The following is a 22,847-nucleotide window of genomic DNA, read 5'->3' as shown; positions in this document are numbered from 1 at the left end:
GATATCGGGGGTTCTTCAAGCGGGCGTGGGGGCGCCCCGGAGGCCGGAAGAAGGTGACCAGGGCGTGAGCGGCAGGGCGACGTCATCGGAGCCGTCGTCGGACGACCCCGGCTCCGACGACCCCGACTCAGAGATCCCCGAGCCGACCGTCACCCGTCTGGCGACCTATCTGCACGTGCTGCATTCGTTCTCCCAGCGGGGCATCCTGGTGGCCTCCAGCGGTCAGCTGGCCACGGCAGCCGGGGTGAACTCGTCGATCCTGCGCAAAGACCTCTCCCACGTCGGTGCCAACGGTGTGCGCGGCGTCGGCTACGACGTCGGACGCCTCACCGCGCGGATCGCGATGGTTCTGCACACCGACAGCACCCACACCGTCGCACTCGCCGGTGCCGGACGTCTCGGACGCGCCTTGCTCGCCCACGCCGGATTCGACCGGGGATTCCGGGTCGCGGCGATGTTCGACGCCGACCCCGACATCGTCGGGACCGTGGTGGAGCCGGGCGGGCCGACGGTGGCGCCGCTGTCCGCGATCGCCGACGTCTGCGCTGGTAGAGACGTCGAACCCATCGAGATCGGCGTCATCGCCACCGCGGAGGACGACGCCCAGGCGGCCTGCGACGCGTTCGTCGGGGTGGGTGTGCGTCAGCTGTTGAACGTAACGCCGACGACTCTGAACACGGACTCCGATGTCGTCGTGAGACAGGTTGATCTAGCCTTGGAGCTACAGGTGTTGGCGTTCAACGCGTCGCGTTCGCGTGTCCGCCGACCAGTCATGGGTGAGGAAACGGTGACGGCGTGAGTGTTTTGTTGTTCGGGGTCTCGCACCGCAGCGCACCGGTCGAGGTGCTCGAGCGGTTGGCGGTCTCCGACCACGATCGACCCAAGCTCGTCGACGAACTGCTGTCGTCGCGGGCCATCTCGGAGGCGATGCTCGTCTCCACGTGCAACCGCGTGGAGATCTATGCGGTCGTCGACGCCTTCCACCCTGCCCTCGAGGCGGTCGGAGCGGTGCTCGGCGACCACTCCGGGATGACGGTCAACGAGATGACCCGCCACGCCTACGTGCGGTACTCCGAGGCCGCCGTCGAACATCTCTTCACCGTCGCCGCCGGACTCGATTCGCTCGTCGTCGGCGAGCAGCAGATCCTCGGTCAGATCCGCAACGCCTACCTCGACGCCGATTCCAACCAGTCCGCCGGCCGCGTGCTGCACGAACTCGCCCAGCAGGCGTTGCGCGTCGGCAAGCGGGTGCACACCGAGACCGGCATCGACCGTGCCGGCGCATCCGTTGTGTCGGTCGCGCTGCACCGCGCCCAGGCGCTGCTGGCCCGGGAGCCTCGTGGCGGCGCCATGCGGTCCGCGGTCGTCGTCGGCGCCGGCGCCATGGGTGGCCTGGCCACCGCGCAACTCGCCCGCGAGGGCGTCGACGACCTGGTCGTCGTCAACCGGACCGTCGCCAACGCGCAACATCTGGCGGGCAACGTCGCCGCCACCCACGGCATCACCGTGCGCGGTGTGGGCCTCGACGACCTGCCGGCGGTGATGGCTTCGGCCGACGTCGTGGTGACCTGCACCGGATCGGTCGGTTCGGTCGTCGGCGTCGGCGAGGTGCACTCGGCGCTGGCCGCGCGGACCGCCGCCGGCCCCCTCGTCATCTGCGATCTCGGGTTGCCACGCAACGTCGACCCCGCCGCGGGTCGGCTCCCCGGCGTGCACGTGGTCGACATCGAAGGTCTGCGTGGCGACTCGGAGACCCAGGCCGCCGAGAACGACACCAGCGCGGCCCGCTCCATCGTCGCCGCCGAACTCGCCGACTACCTCACTCATCAGCGTCAGGCCGAGGTCACCCCGACCGTCGCCGCGCTGCGGCAGCGTGCCGCCGACGTCGTCGAGGCGGAGATCCTGCGGCTCGACGCCCGCCTGCCCGGTCTCGACGATCCGATGCGCGACGAGGTCGCCAAGACCGTGCGCCGGGTCGTCGACAAGTTGCTGCACGCGCCCACCGTGCGGGTCAAGCAACTCGCGTCGACCCCCAACGGCGACCACTACGCCGAGGCGCTGCGTGAACTGTTCGAACTGAAGCCGGGCGCCGCGGAGTCGGTGTCGGCCCCCGAGGCCACCGGGCTCGGCGACAGCGGTCCCGGCCGGACCGAGAAGTGAGCGCGGCAGCGAGCCCCGACGTGATCCGGATCGGTACGCGGGGATCATTGCTGGCCCGGACCCAGGCCCAGACCGTCGCCGACGCCCTGATCGCGGCCGGACATCCGGCCGAACTGGTCATCATCAAGACCGCCGGTGACGCATCGCAGGCGCCGGTCGCCGAGATCGGCGTGGGTGTGTTCACCACCGCCATCCGCGTCGCCCTGCAGAATCGCGAGGTCGACGTCGCGATCCACTCCTACAAGGATCTGCCCACCGCGCCCGAGCCGGGGCTCGTCATACCGGCCATTCCGCCCCGCGAGGATCCGCGCGATGCGCTGGTCAGCCGCGGCGGGATGGTGCTCGGTGAACTGCCGCCCGGGTCCACCGTCGGGACCTCGGCCCCCCGGCGGGCGGCGCAGCTTAGAGCATTGGGTCTCGGTTTGGAAATCCGCCCCCTACGAGGCAACCTTGATTCTCGGTTGGGCAAAGTCGCCAGCGGTGAACTCGACGCAGTCGTGGTCGCCCGGGCCGGTCTGGTACGGATCGGCAGAGCCGATGAGGTCACCGAGTCGCTGGACCCGGTGGTCCTGCTACCGGCACCGGCACAGGGCGCCTTGGCCGTGGAGTGCCGCTCCGACGATGCCGAACTGGTGAGAATACTCGCCGAGTTGGACGACGCGTCCACACGTGCGGCGATCGACGCCGAGCGATCGGTGCTCGCGGCCCTGGAGGCCGGGTGCACCGCTCCGGTCGGGGCGATTGCCGAGGTGGTCGAGTCGATCGACGACGACGGGCGGATCTTCGCCGAGCTGTCGCTGCGTGCGGCGGTGGCGGCCGAGGACGGATCGGACGTGATCCGGGCTTCGGTGGTGGGACCGATCGATCGTGCGGAGCAACTCGGCAAGAATCTTGCCGCCGAACTGCTGGAGTTGGGAGCGGGCGAGCTCGTATCGCAACTCCGGTAGCAGAAGGAACTGCAGCTCCGAACCAGGGGCAGGAGAGTGCGAACTCATGAGCCGTACGAAAAAGGTCAATCCGGGACGGATTCTTTTCGTCGGGTCGGGTCCGGGGGATCCCGATCTGTTGACCGTGCGCGCCCGCAATGCCATCGAGAAGGCCACCACCGCCTACATCGACCCTGACGTCCCGTCCGGGGTGGTCGAGATGCTCGGTGCCGCCCATCGGGACGAGACCGTCGAGTCGACACGGTCGGGTAGGGCCGCCACCAAGAGCTCCAAGAAGGCCCAGGACGACACCGCCAAGGCCGATGCCGCGTCGGATACCGACGGCGCGAACGCTGACGGGGCGAATGCTGACGGGGCGAATGCTGACGGGGCGAATGCTGACGGGGCCGACGCGGAGAACACCGAGGACTCGGTGGTCCATCCCGCGCTCGGTGATCCCGCCGAGGTCGCCAAGACGCTCGTCGCCGCCGCGAAGGCCGGCGAGGACGTTGTGCGCGTGGTGTCCGGCGATCCGCTGACCACCGACTCGGTGCTGGCCGAGGTCAACGCCGTAGCGCGCACCACGGTCGGTTTCGAGGTGCTGCCCGGGCTGCCCGCCGCATCGGTGGTGCCGAGCTACGCCGGTATGCCGCTCGGGTCCACCCACAGCGAAGCCGACGTCCGCGCCGAAGGCGTCGACTGGGCTGCCCTCGCGGCCGCCCCGGGTCCGCTGGTGCTGCACGCCACCGCCGGGCACCTCGCCGAGACCGCAAGCGCGCTGACCGAGCACGGCATGGCCGCCCAGACGCCGGTCGCGATCACCGTCAACGGGACCACCTGCGCGCAGCGCACCATCGAGGCGACGCTGGCCACCCTCAACGAGCAGGGCAATGCGCTCGTCGGTCCGCTGATCCTCACCGTCGGCAAGGTCGTCGCGCAGCGCGGCAAGCTCTCCTGGTGGGAGTCCCGGGCGCTCTACGGCTGGACCGTGTTGGTGCCGCGCACCAAGGATCAGGCGGGCGACATGAGTGAACGGCTGCGTAGCCACGGCGCCATTCCCAAGGAGGTGCCGACGATCGCCGTCGAACCGCCGCGGAGTCCGGCCCAGATGGAAAGGGCCGTCAAGGGTTTGGTCGACGGTCGCTACCAGTGGGTGGTGTTCACCTCCACCAACGCGGTCCGCGCGGTGTGGGAGAAGTTCGCCGAGTTCGGGCTCGACGCCCGCGCGTTCTCCGGCGTGAAGATCGCCTGCGTCGGCGAAGCGACCGCGGAGAAGGTGCGCACCTTCGGTATTCAGCCGGAGCTGCTGCCGTCCGGTGAGCAGAGTTCGCTCGGACTGCTCGACGACTTCCCGCCGTACGACGACGTCTTCGACCCGGTCAACCGAATCCTGTTGCCGCGCGCCGACATCGCCACCGAGACGCTGTCCGAGGGGTTGCGTGAACGTGGCTGGGAGATCGACGACGTGACCGCGTACCGGACGGTGCGCGCCGCGCCGCCGCCCGCCGAGACGCGCGAGATGATCAAGACCGGTGGCTTCGACGCCGTCTGCTTCACCTCGAGCTCCACCGTCCGCAACCTGGTCGGCATCGCCGGAAAGCCGCACGCACGCACCATCGTTGCGTGCATCGGACCGAAGACGGCCGAGACCGCAACCGAATTCGGCCTGCGGGTGGATGTGCAGCCGGAGAATGCGTCGGTGGACGAACTGGTCGACGCGCTCGCCGAGCACGCCGCACGGCTTCGCGCAGAGGGGGCACTGCCGCCGCCGCGAAAGAAGTCGCGTCGGTCGCGGTCCTGATGCCCCCCGGTCCCTGAGGAGCGAGGCGCTAGCCGAGCGTCACGAAGGGCCCTTCGTGACACCCCTCCGCTAGCGCTCCGGGGTTCCTCAGGGATCAGATGGGGACCCGGTCCCTGAGGAGCGAGCGTCACCCCCGGTCCCTGAGGAGCGAGCTTGCGAGCGTCACGAAGGGCCCTCCGGGGTTCCCCAGGGAGCAGTCAAGACACGCGAAGGAGCAGACATGGCACCGACCATCCGTCCCCGCCGCCTGCGGTCGACACCCGCCCTGCGCCGCCTCGTCGCCGAGACGACCCTGGCGCCGCAGGATCTCGTGCTGCCGATGTTTGTCGCCGACGGCATCGACGCGCCCCGGGAGATCTCGTCGATGCCCGGTGTCGTCCAGCACACGTTCGATTCCCTGCGTAAGGCCGCCGACGACGCGGTCCGCGCCGGGGTCGGCGGACTGATGTTGTTCGGTGTGCCGGCCCCCGACGACAAGGACGCGGTCGGCTCCGGCGCCGACGACGATGAGGGCGTGCTGAACCGGGCGCTGCGGACGCTGTCCGACGACCTCGGCGACAGCACCGTCCTGATGGCCGACACCTGCCTCGACGAGTTCACCGACCACGGCCACTGCGGCGTCGTCGACGGCCGCGGCCGCGTCGACAACGACGCCACGCTCGAGCGCTACGTGTCGATGTCGTTGGCCCAGGCCCGCGCGGGTGCGCACCTGCTGGGTCCGAGCGGGATGATGGACGGTCAGGTCGCCGCGATCCGCGCCGGCCTGGACGCCGAGGGGTTCACCGACACCGGAATCCTCGCCTACGCCGCCAAGTACGCGTCGGCGTTCTACGGGCCGTTCCGCGAGGCCGTCGGGTCGTCGCTGCAGGGGGACCGGCGCACGTATCAGCAGGACGCCGCGAACCGTATCGAGGCGATGCGCGAGATCCGCCTCGACATCGAGGAGGGCGCCGACCTGGTGATGGTGAAGCCCGCCATGAGTTACCTCGACATCGTCCGCGACGCCGCCGAGATCGCCGACGTCCCGGTGGCCGCCTACCAGATCAGCGGCGAGTACTCGATGATCACCGCCGCCGCCGAACGCGGCTGGATCGACCGCGACGCCGCCGCGCTCGAGTCGCTCACTTCCATCAAACGCGCAGGTGCGTCGATCATCCTGAGCTACTTCGCCACCGAGGTCGCGGCCCGGCTGCGCTGACGGTCACGGCCACCGACCCGCGGATCCACATTCACTACCCTGGACACCATGACCGCTCCGCTCGAACCAGCGTCGACAGACCCGGGGGCACGCCCCCGTAGGCCCGACGCCGTCTCCATCGCCACCGAACTCTGGGTGGTGGTCATCCTCGGTCAGCTCATCGCCTTCATCGGTCAATACCCGTCGCTGCGCGAGACGTGGGATCAGCAGGTCGGCGCCCTGCCGGCCGATACCCCGCAGGAGGAGCTCGACCTGCTGACGTCGTCGGTCACCCTGATCGTCGTGCTCGGACTGCTGGCACTCGCGCTGACCGTTGCGTCCGGCGCCGCGGTGCTGCTGACCCGCAACGGCTACAACTGGGCGCGGCTCGTCGTGGCCGCCATGGGTGTGTTCATCGCGGTGAACCTGATGTTCTCGCTGTTCGGCGACGTCCAACCCACCTGGGTGATGGTCCCGCTGGTGATCAGCGGCGTCGCCGCACTCGGCGGGTCCGTGCTGCTCCTGCGCCGGGAGAGTGAACAGTACTGCCGGGACATGACCGCCCACCGACGTCGACCGAGTGGGCCGCCGAATCCGCCGCAGCAGGGACCACCCTGGGGCGGCGGCAACGGCCAGCAGCACGGCCCGGCCCCGTGGACGTATGGTGGCGGGCAGCACAGCGGCGGCCACCAGACCCATCCGGATCGCCCGCGTTCGAACGAAGGAAACGAATCCCGTGGTGAGTCCTGACCCTGCACACCGACCGAAGCTTGTCGTGTGGGCCTACCGGTGCTGGATGACCTCCGGTGCCCTGATGGTGGCCATCGGCGTGTTCTGCGCCTATCTCGGGGTCACCAGCGCCGCGTCGGCGTTGTTCCCGGTCGGCATCGGCATCCTCGTCGCCGCGGTGGGTGGCGGGTTCCTCGTGATGGGCGGTCGGGCGTACGCGGGTGACGCCCGCTGGCGCTCGTCGCTGGCCGCACTGACCCTGGTCGTCGTCATCATGTTGCTGTTCTTGAGCTTCTTCGTCCCGATCCTGGCGTTCGCGCTGATGGCGTCGCTCGTCGCACTGTTCGGATCCCTGCTTGCCTTCCGTCCGGAGTCCGAGCAGTGGTACGCGACCTTCGACCCGGACGCCCCGACGAACCAGAGCCCTAGGTGACCGACGCCGCACCCGCTGACGAGCCCGACCCCGACGAGGCCCCCAGCACCGACGAGCCCGACAGCGCCGACGAGCCCGACAGCGCCGACGAGGCGGTGAGCCGAGACGCTCCCGAGCCGCCCGTCGACGAGGGCGAGTTGCTGTTCTACGAGCCCGGCGGAAGCTGGTGGGTGGTCGCGATCGGGCCGGTGCTGATCGGCGCAGTCCTGGCGATGGAGATCGCCGGCCCCGGACAGGTGCACTGGCTGGTGCTGGGCATCTTCGCCGCGATCCTCGTGGGCTTCTCGGTGGTGCAGGTCTACGCCGCCCGCACCCACATCAGCGTCCGCCTCACCGAGGCGACGCTGCGCCAGGGCACCCAGACGTTGCCGCTGACCGACATCGCGGTCGTCTATCCCGCCAACAACAGCCCGGAACACCAGACGTGGGAGAGCGCCCGCGCACTCGGCGAGCTGCCCGCCGTCCCGCGCCGTCGCAAGGGTGTCGGCGTGAAGCTCGCCGACGGCACGGTCGCGCAGGCGTGGGCTCGCGACGTCGACCGGTTCCGCACCGAACTCACCGAGGCGCACCTCGCAGCGCAGATCGGGCGCGATTCCTGACCGGGGCGTGGCCGAGCAGCGGCCAGACGTCAGCCGTTCTGCAACATCGGCGCCACCATCAACTCCTCGGGGATGCCGAACGCGTCGACGATCGTACGCAGATGCGGCCGCAGCTCCTGACACAGTTCGTTGACGCCGCGACGGACGGCCTTGGCCCGCTCCACCGACACATGCCGGTGCATCAGGAACCACGCCATGTCGTCCTCGAGTGCCGAGTACACGAACAGGTCGCAGATCTTGCCGAGAAGCTCTGCCGCCGAGCGTGAATCGCAGTCCTCGATGGCCTGCACGAAGGCCTCGAGCACGATGCGTTCGGTACGCACCCTGCCGACCTTCAGCAGATGATCCTGCGCCCGGTTGAACACCTCGAACGGATCGTTGTCGTCGTCGGTGGCGCGACGCAGTCGCTGCGCACACGTACGCACCAGGTGATCCTCACGGTTGCGGAACAGGCGGATCTGCGTGCCCCGATCGGTCAGGTTCGACTTCTCGGTGTCCTCGTCCGATCCTTCCAACAACGTCTGGACCACTTGTCGTACAGCCGTTTTCTCGACGACGACGTCGCGCGCCATGCTCGCGATGAACTTGACCCAGCCGCCGGCGGACAGACCCTGGACGTCGTCGGCGTAGGCCGACAACACCTCTTTGGCCACGAGCTGCGTCAGGACTGTGTTGTCACCCTCGAACGTGGTGAACACGTCGATGTCGCCGCGGATGATGGAGAGCTGGTTCTCGTCCAGATAGCCTGCGCCGCCACATGCCTCACGACTGACGTTGATCGAGTGCGACGCATGCCAGGTGGCATACGCCTTCAATCCTGCTGCGGCGCTCTCCAGCTCGCGTTGACGTCCGGCGTCGGAATCGTCGGGGGCCATCGACTGCACCTCGTGCAGCTCCTCGGTCAGCTCGTTCTGCGCGAACATGATCGCATACGATTTTGCGATGAGCGGCAACAACTTTCGCTGATGTCCGAGGTAATCCATGACGACGATCTCGTTGTCCTCGTCGTCGGGTGCCTCGAACTGTCGGCGGATCGATCCGTAGCGCGCCGCCAACGCCAGTGCCTTGCGCCCGGCCGCGCCGGCGGTGGCGGCCACACTCACCCGACCGCGGATCAGTGTGCCGAGCATGGTGAAGAACCGGCGGTTGGGATTCTCGATGGGGGAGTCGTAGGTGCCGTCGGCCTCGACGTCGGCGTAACGGTTGAGCAGGTTCTCGGCCGGGATGCGCACGTTGTCGAACACGATGCGGCCGTTGTCGACACCGGCCAGACCGCCCTTGTAGCCGCAGTCGCTGGTGGTGACGCCCGGCAGGTCGTTGCCCTCGGCGTCACGGATCGGCACCACGAAGCAGTGCACACCGCGGCCGGTCGGCTCCTCGCCGGGGCCGCCGGTGATCAACTGCGCGAACACCGCCGCCACCGTGGCATGCTGTGCGGCGCCGCCGATGTAGTCCTTGCGCGCCGACGGTGTCGGCGAGTGGATCACGAACTCGCGGGTGTCCGGGTCGTAGGTCGCGGTGGTCTCCAGCGCCTGGACGTTGGAGCCGTGCCCGGTCTCGGTCATCGCGAAGCAACCGAGGAGATCGAGATTGATCGTGTCGGTGACGTAGCGGTCGTGGTGGCGCGCGGTACCCAGGTTCTCGATGGCGCCACCGAACAGGCCCCACTGCACGCCTGCTTTCACCATCAGCGACAGGTCGGCGTAACCGAGCATCTCGATCGCCGTGATCGACGCCCCGACGTCGCCGGTACCGCCGTGCTCGCTGGCGAACCCGGCTGCGGAGAACCCGCTGCCGCCGAGCTCGCGCATCTCCTCCAGCATGCGGGCACGCGCCTGATCCAGGGTCAGCGACGGATCGGGGAGCAGGTCGGAACGGCCCGCGAACTTCTCGCGCGCCATGTCGCGGGTGGCCCGCCACCGCCCGTCGAGTTCGTAGCGCAGGTTGTCGACGAGCAGCGCACGCTCGTCGTCGGACAGGTCGTCGGTGGGCGGCGTGATGTTCTCGGGATCGTCGCGGACCTCGCGGTCGACGGTCGGGCCGGCAGGGCTCTCGGTGGATGTCGCCATGGCTCCAGGCTACGGACTCGTCGACGGCCATTTCAGATGTTTGTGACGCACGCCGCTGGGCTGGCCGGTGCGGGTGGTCGGCCTCGGCGATCGCTACCGAACCGTGCGGCGAGGTGTTATTTTCTTCGACGTGCACAGCGTGTGCTGCCCGCCGGCGGGTGGTGGGCAGCCTTGCTTTCAGGAGGTGGGAAGCTGTGTTCGGATCGAGTCAGTGCAGTGGTGGCGGTCATGAGGACAAGTTCCACGGTTACGTATTGGCGATCGGTTCTGCCGGCCCGGTGAGTCGATGCTCGACGGCCGTCGGCTCGCGGTGGCATCAGGTCACCCTCTGCGCAACGCCTCCTCCCGACCTCGTCGGTCGCTGAGTTCCGGGCGGGATCTGCTCCCGCATCCGGCGAACTCCTCCCTGCCGAATCGTGCGGTCCTGTTCGAGTAACCGCCCATCCATTGATGGTTCGGCACCGAAGTCATCTGTGGGTCAGCGAACTGTCACCTGTCCGGAGAGCACGGGACGGGTGGGGTCAGAAGAGGTGCGACGATGAACAACTCGATAAAGAACCTGACGAACAACGAGGTGCATCACTCGATCGCCGACCTCGCCCGGCGGCTGCACGACGTCCCCGAGGCATCCGAGCACGACGACGGGCTGTTGCGGTCGGTGACCGCCGCGGCGATCGAGAACGTGCCGGGCGCGCGGCATGCGGGTGTGCTGCTCGTCGACAAGAAGCGCAACTTCGAGACGATCGCGCCGACCGGTCCGGTGATGACCCAGGTGGACCGCATCCAGCTCGAGACCGGCGAAGGCCCCTGTCTGCAGGCGGCCTGGGACCACCAGATGGTGCTCATCAACGACATCGCGGGCGACCCACGCTGGCCCGCCTTCTCCGCCCGCGTGGTGAACGACACCCCGGTGCGCGCCGGACTATCGTTCCATCTGTTCACGCACAAGGGCACCATCGGAGCTCTCAATGTGTTCGCCGACGAGGTCGATGCGTTCTCGGTCGAGTCCGAGGAACTGGGACTGATCTTCGCCACGCACGCCGCGCTCGCTCTCGGCGCCGTCCGCCAGCAGCAGGACTTCCGTAGCGCGCTGGCCAGTCGAGACACGATCGGACAGGCCAAAGGCATGCTGATGGAACGCTTTTCGATCGACGCCATCGCGGCGTTCGAGTTGTTGCGACGGCTCTCGCAGGACACCAACACCCCGCTTGTGGATGTCGCGCGACAGGTCATCGACGCCGAGAAGCCGGTGAAAGCGTGATCAGTCGGGCGAACCACCCGACCGCCGACGACCCCGTCGTCGCAACCGGCCGGCCGCCTGCGGAGGCACGAGTTCGTCGGGGATCACGAAGCCGCCGACCGGTTCGGTGCAGGTCAGCACATATGCCGAACCCGCATGCTTCACGTGCAGAATCCCCGCCGTGCTCAACGCGTCGACCCGGTCGCCCAGCCGCAGCACGATGCGGTCCGCGCCGTATTCGGCCGAGATCGGGCTGCCGGGGCGCACCTCGCGGCGGTAGTGCCGGCGGATACCGAAGAACATGAAGTAGCCGACGATCCCGACGATCATGACCGTCATGTAGCCGCCGATGGCCATGGTTTCCCACGTCACTCCGCCGGTTTCCCTGGCGTGCAACGTTACTCCGATCATGGGCAAGGGTGCCGTGGCCAAGGTCAGGTATGCGCCCGGACTTCGTCGTGCAGCGCGGGCGAGCCGATCGGACAGGTCCGGGCCGGCGATGGCGGACGCACGGATCACGCCGTCGATCCCGACCGCGATGTGTGGTGGGGGCGGTGGGCCGGCCGGCACCACCGGCCCCACCCGCGGAGCGCGATTGTTCCTGTGCCCCCGTCGGTATCGCTCGACGAGATCGGCGTGTGCCCGCGGTGGCACCATCTCGTCCGGGATGGTCAGAGTGGTTGCGCCCCCGCTGATCACCAGCACCGACCCGATGTGCCGTACCCGGTCGATCTGGCCGACCGCGACCGCTTCGTACACCTCGCCGTGGCCGAATCCGATCCACTGCGGCCCGACGTCGGCGTACAGCGGTGTGCCGGCCGGGATCTTGCGGTGGGCCTGCCGGGGTCCGGTGGTGATCAGGAGGATCGCGAGCAGCATCACGAAGGACGCGGCGCCGACCACCGGCGACAGCGCCAGGGTGACCATCGCGCCCCGGCCGGTGTCGGCGTCGCCGAACACCATGTCGGCGATGTTCCAGACGATCGGGCTGACGACGCACGCCGGCGCGAGGACCAACCAGATCGCCCGCATCCCGAGGTACTCGGCGCGTGCCATCCGCGTGACGATCTCCCGGTCCGCGATGGCGTGTGTGCGGGTTCCGCCGTCGGGCAGGCGGGTGGTTCGGAGGATCTCGTGCACGGCTGGCTCCCGGGCTGTTGGCGGCATCATCGCGGATTGGACGCGCCCGGAGATGGAAAAGTTGCCCGCGCATGGCTGCGGTGAATACTGACATCCATGCCGAGTGCACCGCCCACCACCGACGATCCCGCCGATTTCCGCGTCCACGTCGTCGCGGAGTCGATCCGTCTGTTCGCCGAGCAGGGCTATGAGGCCACCACCGTTGAGCAGGTCGCGGCGGCCGCGGGCATCTCGCGCCGCACATTTTTCCGTCAGTTCGGCGCCAAGGAAGATGTCATCTTCGCCGACCACGAATCGTTGCTCACCCAGGTTTCGGCGCACCTGGCGGCCGGCGATGCCGACCCCTATGCGGCAGTCTGTTCGGCGGCCGAGGTCGTCTTCCTGCATTTCCGGGACAGCCGCGAGATGGCGGTGCGGCGGCTGCGCGTCGTGCAGGGGGTACCGGCGCTTCGTGACCGAGAGCTGGTCACCACGTATCGGTATCAGCGGGTGTTCGAGGATTTCCTGCGCACCCGATTGCCCGAGGAGTCCCCGGCCCGGCTGATCGGCTATGCCGCCGCCGTCACGAGTGCGCACAACTTCCTGCTGCGCGCGATGATCCGCGGTGACGAGGACGCCACCCTGGAACGCCTCCGCGCCGAACTGGGTCACCTGCGCGGTGCGTTCACCAGGCCGGAGGCGCCGCTCGGCGACGATCTGTCGGTTGCCGTCGCGGTCATCACCCAGCCGGTGGGTTCGTCGCCGGACGAGGTCGGTCGACTGGTCGCCGAACAACTGCGTGCGGCGCAGCAACATCGCGGACAATAGTGGTCGGACCCGTCGAGAGGTTTGGCACTAAGTGCCGCCCGCGTCTACAGTGAACACTAGAGATGGCACGCAGTGCCACACAAAGAGCCGATAGGAGTGACCATGGCGTTCGGCAATCCCGACTTCAACGTCTTCGAACTGCCCGAAGAGCACGTCGCGCTGCGTGAGGCCATCCGTGCGCTGTCCGAGAAGGAGATCGAGCCCCACGCGGCGGACGTCGACGAGAACTCGCGTTTCCCGCAGGAGGCACTCGATGCCCTGGTCGCGTCGGGCTTCAACGCGATCCACGTCCCCGAGGAGTACGACGGCCAGGGCGCCGACTCCGTCGCCGCGTGCATCGTCATCGAAGAGGTCGCCCGTGTGTGTGCGTCGTCGTCGCTGATCCCGGCGGTCAACAAGCTCGGGACGATGGGTCTGATCCTCAACGGCTCCGACGAACTGAAGAAGCAGGTGCTTCCGTCCATCGCGTCCGGCGAGGCGATGGCGTCCTACGCCCTGTCCGAGCGTGAGGCCGGCTCCGACGCCGGGTCGATGAAGACCCGCGCCCGCAAGGACGGCAGCAACTGGGTGATCAACGGCTCCAAGTGCTGGATCACCAATGGCGGCAAGTCGAGCTGGTACACCGTGATGGCCGTGACCGACCCGGAGAAGGGCGCCAACGGCATCTCGTCGTTCATGGTCCACAAGGACGACCCGGGCTTCACCGTCGGACCGCTGGAGAAGAAGCTCGGCATCAAGGGATCGCCCACCGCGGAGCTGTATTTCGAGGACTGCACCATCCCCGAGGACCGCATCGTCGGCGCCGAGGGCACCGGTTTCAAGACCGCACTGCAGACCCTCGACCACACCCGCCCGACCATCGGCGCGCAGGCCGTCGGCATCGCGCAGGGTGCGCTCGACAAGGCGATCGAATACGTCAAGGACCGCAAGCAGTTCGGGCAGTCGATCAGCAAGTTCCAGGGCGTCGAGTTCATGATCGCCGACATGGCGATGAAGGTGGAGGCCGCGCGTCTGATGGTCTACACCTCGGCCGCCCGTGCCGAGCGTGGCGAGGGCAACCTCGGGTTCATCTCCGCCGCGTCGAAGTGCTTCGCCTCCGACGTCGCGATGGAGGTCACCACCGACGCCGTGCAGCTGTTCGGCGGCGCGGGTTACACCCGCGACTTCCCGGTCGAGCGGATGATGCGTGACGCCAAGATCACCCAGATCTACGAGGGCACCAACCAGATCCAGCGTGTCGTGATGAGCCGCGCGTTGCTGCGCTGACGCGGTCCCCGCACTCTAGGTTCGTCGAAAAGGGGCGCCCACTCCGTCGAGTGGGCGCCCCTTTCCGTCGACTGGGTGCCGTTCCCCGTCGAGTGGGTGCCACTTCGCGTTGACTGGGCGCCACTTCGCGTCGACTGGGTGCCGTTTCCGGTTGAGTGGGTGCCCCTTCGCGTCGACTGGGTGCCGTTTCCGGTCGAGTGGGTGCGACTTCGCTTTGACTGGGCACGGAGCGACCAGGCGGGTGCGCGGAACCGACGGCTCGGCATGGAACCAACAGGGCCGCGATCGCGTCGAAGATGCATGACGCTCGACGATTTTGCGATACCTCGCACCATCTCCCGCAAGGACGCACTGGTCGACCTCGGGATGACACCGCAGCAATTCGCGGCGGAGTTCAGCGTGTTGCGCGGCACCAAGCACCTGCATCGAAGTGAGCTCATGACGGCGCAGGAACGGATCGTCGCTGTCGTGAATCAAGCCCACGGAGATCCGGTGGTCGCCGGCGAGTCCGCGCTGATCATGTATGGCAGCCGGTGGCACGACCAGGACTTCACGATCGAGCTGATTCGTGGGACGTCCGGTTCAGGACGTCCGGCACGGGGGACGGTGACCCGCCGGCTCGACCTCCCGTCGTCGGAGATCGTCGAGATCCGAGGGGTGAAGGTCACGTCCCCGGTCCGGACGGCATTCGACCTCGGACGGCAGCGCTCACGGATGCAGGCCATCGGTGACCTCGACGCGCTCGCCGCGGTGACACCCCTGGACCTCGACGAACTAATGGCATTCGCTGTGGAACACAAACGGTCCCGATACGTCACCGTTCTGCGAGAGCTCATTCCACTCATCGATGGGCGTGCCGAGTCACCGCGCGAAGCTGCGTTGCGGCTGTTCATGCACGACGCCGGACTGCCCAGACCCGACCTTCAGGTCGAGATCTTCGACGAGTACGGGATGCTGGTCGCCAGATGTGATCTCGCGTATGAGGCGGCGAAGATCGCCATCGAGTACGACGGCGAGGCGTACCACTCGACGCCTGAACAGCGAGCGAGTGATGGGGCACGGGACGCCGAGCTCGATCGGCTGCAGTGGGAGGTCGTCCGAGTCACCGCGAAGCGCCTTCGTGACGAGCCCTTCGGGGTCATCAAGGAGATCTGGGACAAGCTCCATGCCCGTGGCTTCTACTTCTGCTGACGCCCAGTCGACGGAAAGTGGCGCCCACTCGACCCGAATCGGCACCCAGTCGACGGGAACTGGCACCCAGTGAACGGGAAGTGGCGCCCAGTCGACGGGAAGGTCAGGCGTAGGCCGGCCGGAACTCCAGCCGTGCGCCCTGCTTGCGTGCCGCCGTGCGGAAATCGTTGAGGGCGCGGCCCATGTGGAAGCCGTTGGTGACGATCAGCGCGCCGGTGGCGCCCATGTGTTTGAGCATGCCGACGGTGTTCGTGGCGTTGGCGACGGTGCTGGTGGAGGCGGCTTCGTTGATCATCTGCCAGATCGGCACACCGCGCCGGATCAGCCCGACGTTCATGAACTGCGCCTCGGACACCGGCAGCCACCAGGTGTTGCCGCCGGAGACGATCATCCGGTTGAACGGATGCGACAACGCCAGGTTGGCGGCGACGTTCATCCGCTGCTCCAGGATGGCCGGCGTCTGCCCGAAGGTACCCATCTTGGCGCCCAGCACGACGATGTAGCGAGTCGGCGGACTCTGCCACAGGAAGAGGCTGTTGGGCGAGAAGATGTCGGCGCTTCCGAATGCCGGAGTGGGCGTTTCGGCGCGCGCCGGAGCGGCGACGGTCACGCTCAGTGCGGTGAGAAGTGCGATCAGTACTGCGGCCACCCGAACTCGCATGGCACGAGTGTACGCAAATTTGTTCGCTCTGCTGAAGAGTTTTGGCGACCTCGCATCCCGTGTCCCGGTCAGGCTGGCCGGAAGGGTTGGAACGCTCAGGTCAGAGCGATGTACTTGACCGACAGATACTCCTCGATTCCCTCGGTGCCGCCTTCGCGGCCGATGCCCGATTGCTTGACGCCGCCGAACGGCGCTGCGGTATCGGAGATCACGCCCCGATTCACCCCCACCATCCCGGATTCCAACGCGGCCGACACACGCATGCAGCGTTCCAGGTCCCGGCTGTAGAAGTACGACGCCAGGCCGAACTCGGTGGAGTTGGCCGCCTTGACCGCGTCGGCCTCGGAGTCGAAAGTGCTGATCACCGCGACGGGGCCGAAGATCTCGTCACGCGTCACCGGGGCGTACGGATCGACCTGGTCGAGCACGGTCGCCGGGTAGAAGAACCCTTTGCCCTCGGGCAACTTGCCGCCCAGGCGAACCCGCGCGCCGTCGGCGATGGCGCCGTCGACGGCGTCGGCGACCTTGTCGCGCTGCTTGGCGCTGACCAGGGGTCCGAGGGTGACACCGTCCTCGTAGCCGGCCCCCAGCCGGACCGCGGCCATCTTCTCGGTGAGCTTCGCGGTGAACTCCTCGGCGACGCCCGACTGCACCAGGAACCGGTTGGCCGCGGTGCACGCCTCGCCGCCGTTGCGCATCTTGGCCAGGTACGCGCCGTCGACGGCGGCGTCGATGTCGGCGTCGTCGAACACCAGGAACGGCGCGTTGCCACCGAGTTCCATGGAGGTTCGTTGCACGCGATCGGCCGCCTGTGCCAACAGGTTCCGACCCACCGGTGTCGAGCCGGTGAAGCTGATCTTGCGAATGCGGTCGTCGGTGATGATCGCCGACGACACGTCGCCTGCGTTGCTGGTCGGCAGCACCGACAACACACCCCGCGGCAGCCCGGCCTCGGCGAACGTGGCGGCCAGCAGCAGCATGGTCAGCGGGGTCTCGTGTGCCGGTTTGACCAGCATGACGTTGCCGGCGGCCAGCGCGGGACCGATCTTGCGGGTCCCCATGGCGAGCGGGAAGTTCCACGGCGTGATGGCCAGCGACGGACCGACCGGTGCGTGGGACACCAGGATTCGGCCGTTGCCCGCGGGTGCGTTGGCGAAGCGGCCGCTGATACGGACCGCCTCTTCGGCGAACCACCGCAGGAACTCGGTGCCGTACTTCGTCTCGGCCTGGCTGTCGGGCAGTGCGCGGCCGAGCTCGAGAGTCATCAGCATGGCGATGTCGTCGGCGCGCTCGGTGAGCAGTTCGAACGTGCGGCGCAGGATCTCGCCGCGCTCACGTGGCGGTGTCGCCGCCCAGTCGTCGGCTGCCGCGACCGCTGTGTCCAGGGCCAGTCGGGCATCGTCGACACCGGCGTCGGCAACGGAGACGAGCGTTTCCTCGGTGGCCGGGTCGTTCACCGCGAAGGTGGCTCCCGACGACGACGGCACCGATTCGCCGTTGATCCACAATCCGGTGGGCACACCGTCGAGCACGGTCTGCGGGTTGGCCATGATGGTGTCTGTCATGAGATCTCACTTTCTCGACGGGGCGAGTGGGTTCGGGTCACGCCGGTGTCTGCGCCTCGATGACGATGTCGAGGGCCTCACGCAGCAGGTCGTCGTCGATGACCAGCGGCGGCAGGAGCCGCAGGATGTTGCCGTATGTGCCGCAGGTCAGGACCACCACACCGCGCGAGAAGGCGTGGGCGGCGGCCGCTTTGGCCAGCTCCGGGTCGGGTTCGGTGGTGCCGGGCTTCACCAGTTCGACCGCGACCATCGCGCCGCGGCCGCGGACCTCCCCGATCACACCGTGGCCTTGATCCGCCAGTGATTCGGCGGCCGACGACAGTGCCGCGAGGGCGATCTCGCCGATTTGGCGGGCCCGGGCGTTGAGGTCGAGAGACGACATCTGCTCGATCGCGGCCAGCGCGGCCGCGCACGCCACCGGGTTACCGCCGTAGGTGCCGCCGAGGCCGCCGGGATGCACGGCTTCCATCAGCTCGGTCCGGCCGGTCACCGCCGACAGTGGCATGCCGCCTGCGATGCCCTTGGCCATCGTGATGAGGTCGGGGATCACCCCTTCGTGCTCGCAGGCGAACCAGTCGCCGGTGCGGCAGAATCCGCTCTGCACCTCGTCGGCGATGAAGACCACGCCGTTCTCGCGGCACCAGGCGGCGAGGGTGGGCAGGAACCCCGGCGCGGGCACGATGAATCCGCCTTCGCCCTGAATGGGTTCGACGATGACGGCGGCCAGGCTGTCGGCGGTGATCTGCTTGTCGATCATGCCGATTGCGCGCTCGGCGGCGGCAACGCCGTCGACGCCGGTGTCGTCGCGGAACGGGTAGCTCATCGGCATCCGGTAGACCTCGGGCGCGAACGGTCCGAAATTGTGCTTGTAGGGAATGGATTTGGCGGTCAGGGCCATCGTCAGGTTGGTGCGCCCGTGGTAGGCGTGGTCGAAGGCGACGACCGCGCTCCGGCCGGTGGCCAGGCGGGCGATCTTGATCGCGTTCTCCACCGCCTCGGCACCCGAGTTGAACAGCGCGGTGCGTTTGTCGTGGTCGCCGGGCGTGATCTCGTTCAGCTTTTCCGCGACCGCCACGTAGCCCTCGTAGGGCGACACCATGAAACAGGTGTGGGTGAAGTGATGGGCCTGTGTCGCAACGGCTTCGGCGACGGCCGGGTTGCTGGCGCCGACCCCGGTCACGGCGATGCCGGATGCGAGGTCGATCAGCGAGTTGCCGTCGACGTCGACGATGATGCCGCCGTCGGCGTCGACGGCGTACACGGGGGCCGCCGATCCGACCGCGGTGGGCACCGAGCTGCGTCGACGTTCGGTCAGCTCGGCCGACCGCGGACCCGGCAGGTCGGTCACCAGGTGTCGCTTCTGCGGAAGCCGATGCGTGATGGTGGTCATCTGGTCCTCGTCAGCTCGGTTCGGTCTTCTCGGTCGCCCCAGAAGAATGCTCGACCCCAGTCTTCGCCGACGATCGCCGCAGGGTGACCTGACAGTTTGTCCATGAGAAGTCTCGGTGCGCTCCATTGTGTCCATCGCCTGCCGGTAGGGTGGGAGTCATGACCACGGTGCGTTGGCTGATGGCCCAGCGGCGGCTGCAGTTGGCGCTGCGGGGCGGGATGACCGGCCTCGACCGTCAGCTCGATTGCGCGGTCAGCAGCGAGTTGCTCGACGCTGCGTCGTGGCTCTCCGGTGGCGAGGTTCTGCTCACCACCGGGCTGCGACTCGGAGACCCGGGTGTGTGGCGCGACTACCTGAAGCATCTCGACGATGTCGGCGTGGCTGCGGTTGGTCTGGGGGTCGGATTCGGTTTCGATACGGTGCCCGACGAGATGGTGTCTGTCGCAGACGATCTGGGCTTGCCGCTGTTCGAGGTTCCGCTGCCGGTGCCGTTCTCGGCGATCACGCGGGCGGTGCTCGACCAGATCGCGGCGCAACGATCGTCGCGGCTGGTCGCGGCCACCAAGGCGCAACCGAAGATGACGCGCGCGGCGGCGTCCGGCGGGTCGGCGGCCGTTGTTCGGGAGCTCGCGGACGCGGTCGGCCAGAATGTGGTGCTGCTCGACCCTGGGCTGGCGGTGGTCGCCAGTGCGCCGCGGTCCACGCCGTCGGCCGACCTCAACCACATCCGGGATCTGCTGGGCCGCGACCCGGCGTCCGCGGGGGCGGTGTGGATAACCGAGGGCACCACGATGACGGTGGCCCGGGTCGGATCTGGCGGACACACATACGGGCATCTGGGCGTCGTCGGCCGTGAGGCCCTCGATGACGTGGCCCGCATGCTGGTCGGACATGCCATCTCACTCTTGGCGATCGAGCATGCCCGGTCGGGCGAGGTGAGTCGCGACGTCGTCGATCTGTACGACGACGCGCTCGCCGTGGCGATCGACGGGGACGCCGGACCCGGTGTGCTCCGGATTCTCGGCCGGGCCGCGGACCGGGCCGGTCGCGTGCGTGCGGTCGCGTTCCGGTTCGCCGACGAGGAGGCCGTGGCCCGGGGTCGTCGTCGGGTGGTCGACGAGCTCGGCGATCGCTGGCGTCTTGCCGTTATGCATTGCGACGGGCGGGATCTGGTGGTGGTGTTGCGCGGCGACGACTCCGACGACATAGCATCCGGGCTGCTCACGCAGCTGAACTCGGCCGGTCCGGCGGCCGCCGGGATCGGGCCGGCCACTGCTGTCGGCGACGTCGCCGACTCGGTGCGGCAGGCGCGGCTGGCGTGCCGGTCGGCGGCGCCGGGGCAGCTCGTCGACCTCGAGGGCAGCCGGTCGCTGCTGACCGTCGACCCGGTTCGGCAGGCGCTGGGCGATGCGTACGTCCAGCAGCTGGCGCCGGTGCTCGACCACGATGCCGAGCACGGGACAGACCTGCGGGCGAGTCTGCTGGCCTACCTGGAGGCGAACGGCAATTGGGGTGTGGCGGCGGCAGCGCAGGGCGTGCACCGACATACGCTGCGGCACCGGATGGAACGGGTCGAGGACATGCTCGACGTCGACCTCGACGACGCCCGAACCAGGGCCGAGCTGTTGTTGATGATGTTGGGTGGCAGCGCATGAGGCGACTTGCCGCAGCGCTGGGCGCGATGGTGCTCGTGGTGGGCGGCTGCGCACAGTCCGTCGACGATCCCGCGCCGTCGACACCGAGCTCCGCGCCGATGTCCGAAACAGTCAGCGCACAGCCACATCTGGTGAATCTCGGGGACAGTTTCAGTGCCGCCGCGGGTGTGCAGCCGCTCGTCGCCGGATCGCCGGTGATGTGTTTGCGGTCGTCGCTCAACTTCGCCCATCTCGTCGCCGCGGAGGGCCGGTATCAGCTCACCGACGTGAGCTGCAGTGGCGCGGACACAACGGATTTCACCGATGCTCAATACGAGGGTGTGCCGGCGCAACTCGACGCCATCACCGACGACGCCGATGTGATCACGGTGATGATCGGCGGCAACGACAGCGCGTTGTACTCGACAGCCATCCGGGAGTGTTCGGATCTCGCTGCACAGGACGTCGCGGGGGCTCCGTGCGAGGCGGAGCACGGCGACGAGTACACCGATATCGTCGAAAGTGACACGTACCCAGCGCTTGTCGAGGCGCTTGGTGAGGTGCGTACCCGGGCCCCCGACGCCGACATACTCGTCGTCGGTTATCCGTGGATACTTCCCGCGAGCGGCGGCTGCTACCCGACGATGCGTGTCGCCGCGGGTGATGTCCCGTATCTCCGTGCACTGCAGGCTGATCTGAACGACGCGATTCGGCGCGCTGCCGAACAGTCGGGCGCGAGGTTCGTCGACATGTCGGCGGTCTCCGAGGGACGCGATGCGTGTGCGCCGCAGGGTCAGCGGTGGATTGAACCGCAGAACGGTGCGTCCGGGGCAGCGCCGGTGCACCCGAATGCTGAGGGGCAGAAAGCGATCGCGGATCAGGTCAGTGCGGCACTCCGGTGAGCCTCATGCGCGCCCTCCATCACCGCGGGTAGGTGATGATGGTTTCTCCGGTGCGTAGGTTGCGCCAGGTGATGGTGCGGTCGGTGTGCATGGTCGGCACCCAGCCGCCGTCGTGTTTGCGGTGGTGGTCGGGTCGGCAGAGTGGTGCGAAGTTGTAGGGCACGCGCCAGCCGCCGGCCAGTGGGTCAACATGGTTGAACTTCACCAGGTGGTCGAGTTCGCACTCGTGGGACGGTCGGCTGCAGTACGGGTAGCGGCAGCGTCGATCGAGGTAGGTGATTTCGGCACGCATCCGGTCGGGTGGTCGGTAGATCAGGGCTCCGGGTGGTGGTATGTCGAATCCGCCGTGTCCGGTGGGGTCGATGGGTGGTGCCAGGGCTCGGTCGCCGATGACGATCAGTCGGCTGGCCGGCTTCGGTGTCGCGAGGGTGGGGACGGTGATGATCTTCGCCTGTTGTGCCAGGTCGGCGGCGTGGGCGGGGTCGATGGCGCCGTAGCCCTGGAGTCGGGTGGGTTCGATGCCGGTGGGGTCGTGCAGGAGGGTCCAAGCCGGCGGGGTCCAGGCCGGTGGGGCCGGGAGGTCGATGGGCGCTGGGTTGGTGGCGGGCCGTCCGGTGCCGTTCGCTTCGTCGGCATTGTCGGTGTCGGCGTCGGTCTCGGCTGTGTCGTCATCGTCGGTGCTGTCGAGGTTGGCGGTGTCGGCGGCGGGTTCGCTGTCGGTCTCGGCGACGTCGTGGTTGTCGGAGCCGTCCGCGGTGTCGGCGGTGTCATGGTTCTCGGCGGATACGGCTGGTTCGGTGTCGGCCGGATCGGTGTCGGTGGGCGCGGTGATGGACGCGCTGCTCGGCGACCGACCATTCTCGTCGCCGTCGTTGCTCGGGTCGATCTCACGGTCGGTGGTGTCGGTGGTTTCGGCTGTCTCCGGGGAGCTCTGGCTCGACGCATGGCCGCCGGTGCTGGCCGCCGTCCGCTTGCCGCGCTTGGTGCGGGCTTGTCCTGCGGTGCAGGTGTCCTCGCCGCATTCGCACGTCAGGGTGGCGCCAGGGATACCGACGATCTCCCCGAACGCGAGGATGCGTTGTCGGCCGAGGGTGCGTGGATCGTTCTTACACACGCGTGCCGCGACGAGCTTGGTGATGCGGTCACGCAGATGCACG

General features: G+C 68.2%; 19 protein-coding genes and 1 pseudogene. 14 read left to right on the top strand and 6 right to left on the bottom strand.

What is annotated here, in order from left to right; translation table 11 throughout:
- Positions 1 to 64 precede the first annotated feature (64 nt).
- The 8 genes from VZC37_RS24235 (at position 65) to VZC37_RS24200 (ending at position 7,825) form a co-directional block, all read left to right on the top strand.
- On the top strand, positions 65 to 799 hold the full coding sequence (locus VZC37_RS24235) for a redox-sensing transcriptional repressor Rex (protein WP_330436604.1): 735 nt from the start codon (positions 65 to 67) through the stop codon (positions 797 to 799).
- On the top strand, positions 796 to 2,160 hold the full coding sequence (locus tag VZC37_RS24230; protein ID WP_330436603.1) for a glutamyl-tRNA reductase: 1,365 nt from the start codon (positions 796 to 798) through the stop codon (positions 2,158 to 2,160). Before VZC37_RS24235 ends, VZC37_RS24230 begins: the two co-directional genes overlap by 4 nt.
- Entirely contained in the window at positions 2,157 to 3,107 is a 951-nt protein-coding gene (gene hemC / locus VZC37_RS24225; protein ID WP_330436602.1) for a hydroxymethylbilane synthase, read from the top strand. The genes VZC37_RS24230 and hemC overlap by 4 nt, the downstream gene beginning before the upstream one ends.
- A 46-nt stretch (positions 3,108 to 3,153) precedes the next feature.
- Complete coding sequence (locus VZC37_RS24220) at positions 3,154 to 4,887, top strand: bifunctional uroporphyrinogen-III C-methyltransferase/uroporphyrinogen-III synthase (RefSeq protein WP_330436601.1); 1,734 nt, start codon at positions 3,154 to 3,156, stop codon at positions 4,885 to 4,887.
- 220 nt (positions 4,888 to 5,107) lie between these two features.
- Positions 5,108 to 6,085 (top strand): porphobilinogen synthase, encoded by a 978-nt coding sequence (hemB, locus tag VZC37_RS24215; RefSeq protein WP_330436600.1) that lies wholly within the window; start codon positions 5,108 to 5,110, stop codon positions 6,083 to 6,085.
- A 48-nt stretch (positions 6,086 to 6,133) separates the two neighbouring features.
- Positions 6,134 to 6,814, top strand: a complete 681-nt coding sequence (locus tag VZC37_RS24210) for a hypothetical protein (protein WP_330436599.1) — start codon at positions 6,134 to 6,136, stop codon at positions 6,812 to 6,814.
- A gap of 46 nt (positions 6,815 to 6,860) precedes the next feature.
- Positions 6,861 to 7,226, top strand: a complete 366-nt coding sequence (locus VZC37_RS24205; RefSeq protein WP_330436598.1) for a hypothetical protein — start codon at positions 6,861 to 6,863, stop codon at positions 7,224 to 7,226.
- Complete coding sequence (locus VZC37_RS24200; RefSeq protein WP_330436597.1) at positions 7,223 to 7,825, top strand: DUF3093 domain-containing protein; 603 nt, start codon at positions 7,223 to 7,225, stop codon at positions 7,823 to 7,825. The genes VZC37_RS24205 and VZC37_RS24200 overlap by 4 nt, the downstream gene beginning before the upstream one ends.
- Positions 7,826 to 7,854: 29 nt before the next feature.
- Here VZC37_RS24200 and VZC37_RS24195 read toward each other — a convergent pair whose 3' ends face one another.
- Positions 7,855 to 9,894 (bottom strand): acyl-CoA dehydrogenase family protein, encoded by a 2,040-nt coding sequence (locus VZC37_RS24195; protein ID WP_330436594.1) that lies wholly within the window; start codon positions 9,892 to 9,894, stop codon positions 7,855 to 7,857.
- A gap of 538 nt (positions 9,895 to 10,432) precedes the next feature.
- On the opposite strand from VZC37_RS24195, the gene VZC37_RS24190 reads away from it, so the two are divergent.
- A complete protein-coding gene (locus tag VZC37_RS24190; RefSeq protein WP_330436592.1) occupies positions 10,433 to 11,155 on the top strand; it encodes a GAF and ANTAR domain-containing protein in 723 nt (240 codons plus the stop codon).
- Here the strand turns inward: VZC37_RS24190 and VZC37_RS24185 are convergent, their stop codons facing one another.
- Positions 11,156 to 12,274, bottom strand: a complete 1,119-nt coding sequence (locus VZC37_RS24185) for a hypothetical protein (protein WP_330436590.1) — start codon at positions 12,272 to 12,274, stop codon at positions 11,156 to 11,158.
- Positions 12,275 to 12,370: 96 nt separating this feature from the next.
- On the opposite strand from VZC37_RS24185, the gene VZC37_RS24180 reads away from it, so the two are divergent.
- The 3 genes from VZC37_RS24180 (at position 12,371) to VZC37_RS24170 (ending at position 15,538) form a co-directional block, all read left to right on the top strand.
- Positions 12,371 to 13,081, top strand: a complete 711-nt coding sequence (locus tag VZC37_RS24180; protein WP_330436588.1) for a TetR family transcriptional regulator — start codon at positions 12,371 to 12,373, stop codon at positions 13,079 to 13,081.
- 102 nt (positions 13,082 to 13,183) lie between these two features.
- Positions 13,184 to 14,347: an acyl-CoA dehydrogenase gene (locus tag VZC37_RS24175; protein ID WP_330436587.1), complete on the top strand. Its 1,164-nt coding sequence runs from the start codon at positions 13,184 to 13,186 to the stop codon at positions 14,345 to 14,347.
- A gap of 300 nt (positions 14,348 to 14,647) precedes the next feature.
- Positions 14,648 to 15,538 carry an endonuclease domain-containing protein gene (locus VZC37_RS24170; RefSeq protein ID WP_330436585.1) on the top strand — a complete coding sequence of 297 codons (891 nt, stop codon included), beginning with the start codon at positions 14,648 to 14,650 and terminating at the stop codon, positions 15,536 to 15,538.
- A gap of 103 nt (positions 15,539 to 15,641) precedes the next feature.
- Here the strand turns inward: VZC37_RS24170 and VZC37_RS24165 are convergent, their stop codons facing one another.
- The 3 genes from VZC37_RS24165 to gabT form a co-directional block, all read right to left on the bottom strand.
- The gene (locus tag VZC37_RS24165) at positions 15,642 to 16,199 is read right to left on the bottom strand and encodes a YdcF family protein (protein WP_330436583.1); all 558 of its coding nucleotides are present in this window, start codon (positions 16,197 to 16,199) and stop codon (positions 15,642 to 15,644) included.
- A gap of 95 nt (positions 16,200 to 16,294) precedes the next feature.
- Positions 16,295 to 17,764, bottom strand: a complete 1,470-nt coding sequence (locus VZC37_RS24160) for an NAD-dependent succinate-semialdehyde dehydrogenase (RefSeq protein ID WP_330436582.1) — start codon at positions 17,762 to 17,764, stop codon at positions 16,295 to 16,297.
- Positions 17,765 to 17,801: 37 nt separating this feature from the next.
- A complete protein-coding gene (gene gabT, locus VZC37_RS24155; RefSeq protein ID WP_330436580.1) occupies positions 17,802 to 19,154 on the bottom strand; it encodes a 4-aminobutyrate--2-oxoglutarate transaminase in 1,353 nt (450 codons plus the stop codon).
- Positions 19,155 to 19,312: 158 nt separating this feature from the next.
- Between gabT and VZC37_RS24150 the strand changes: the two genes are divergently transcribed.
- Together VZC37_RS24150 and VZC37_RS24145 are read left to right on the top strand one after the other, a co-directional pair.
- Entirely contained in the window at positions 19,313 to 20,809 is a 1,497-nt protein-coding gene (locus VZC37_RS24150; RefSeq protein WP_330436578.1) for a PucR family transcriptional regulator, read from the top strand.
- Positions 20,806 to 21,690, top strand: coding sequence for an SGNH/GDSL hydrolase family protein (locus tag VZC37_RS24145; RefSeq protein WP_330436575.1), 885 nt, complete (start codon positions 20,806 to 20,808; stop codon positions 21,688 to 21,690). Before VZC37_RS24150 ends, VZC37_RS24145 begins: the two co-directional genes overlap by 4 nt.
- Positions 21,691 to 21,709: 19 nt before the next feature.
- On the opposite strand, the pseudogene VZC37_RS24140 reads toward VZC37_RS24145, so the two are convergent.
- A pseudogene (locus VZC37_RS24140) lies at positions 21,710 to 22,847 on the bottom strand (HNH endonuclease signature motif containing protein); the annotation flags it as partial.

The organism is Gordonia sesuvii (assembly GCF_036350415.1).
Classification (GTDB): domain Bacteria; phylum Actinomycetota; class Actinomycetes; order Mycobacteriales; family Mycobacteriaceae; genus Gordonia; species Gordonia sesuvii.
The sequence above is the reverse complement of the archived record's forward strand: the minus strand, read 5'-3'. Positions and strand labels throughout refer to the sequence as shown.

Coding starts and splice junctions, on each gene's coding strand:
- VZC37_RS24220 (WP_330436601.1), top strand. CDS start 3,154: ATGAGCCGTACGAAAAAGGTCAATCCGGGACGGATTCTTTTCGTCGGG.
- hemB (WP_330436600.1), top strand. CDS start 5,108: ATGGCACCGACCATCCGTCCCCGCCGCCTGCGGTCGACACCCGCCCTG.
- VZC37_RS24210 (WP_330436599.1), top strand. CDS start 6,134: ATGACCGCTCCGCTCGAACCAGCGTCGACAGACCCGGGGGCACGCCCC.
- VZC37_RS24205 (WP_330436598.1), top strand. CDS start 6,861: ATGACCTCCGGTGCCCTGATGGTGGCCATCGGCGTGTTCTGCGCCTAT.
- VZC37_RS24195 (WP_330436594.1), bottom strand. CDS start 9,894: ATGGCGACATCCACCGAGAGCCCTGCCGGCCCGACCGTCGACCGCGAG.
- VZC37_RS24190 (WP_330436592.1), top strand. CDS start 10,433: ATGAACAACTCGATAAAGAACCTGACGAACAACGAGGTGCATCACTCG.
- VZC37_RS24180 (WP_330436588.1), top strand. CDS start 12,371: ATGCCGAGTGCACCGCCCACCACCGACGATCCCGCCGATTTCCGCGTC.
- VZC37_RS24175 (WP_330436587.1), top strand. CDS start 13,184: ATGGCGTTCGGCAATCCCGACTTCAACGTCTTCGAACTGCCCGAAGAG.
- VZC37_RS24170 (WP_330436585.1), top strand. CDS start 14,648: ATGACGCTCGACGATTTTGCGATACCTCGCACCATCTCCCGCAAGGAC.
- VZC37_RS24165 (WP_330436583.1), bottom strand. CDS start 16,199: ATGCGAGTTCGGGTGGCCGCAGTACTGATCGCACTTCTCACCGCACTG.
- VZC37_RS24160 (WP_330436582.1), bottom strand. CDS start 17,764: ATGACAGACACCATCATGGCCAACCCGCAGACCGTGCTCGACGGTGTG.
- gabT (WP_330436580.1), bottom strand. CDS start 19,154: ATGACCACCATCACGCATCGGCTTCCGCAGAAGCGACACCTGGTGACC.
- VZC37_RS24150 (WP_330436578.1), top strand. CDS start 19,313: ATGACCACGGTGCGTTGGCTGATGGCCCAGCGGCGGCTGCAGTTGGCG.
- VZC37_RS24145 (WP_330436575.1), top strand. CDS start 20,806: ATGAGGCGACTTGCCGCAGCGCTGGGCGCGATGGTGCTCGTGGTGGGC.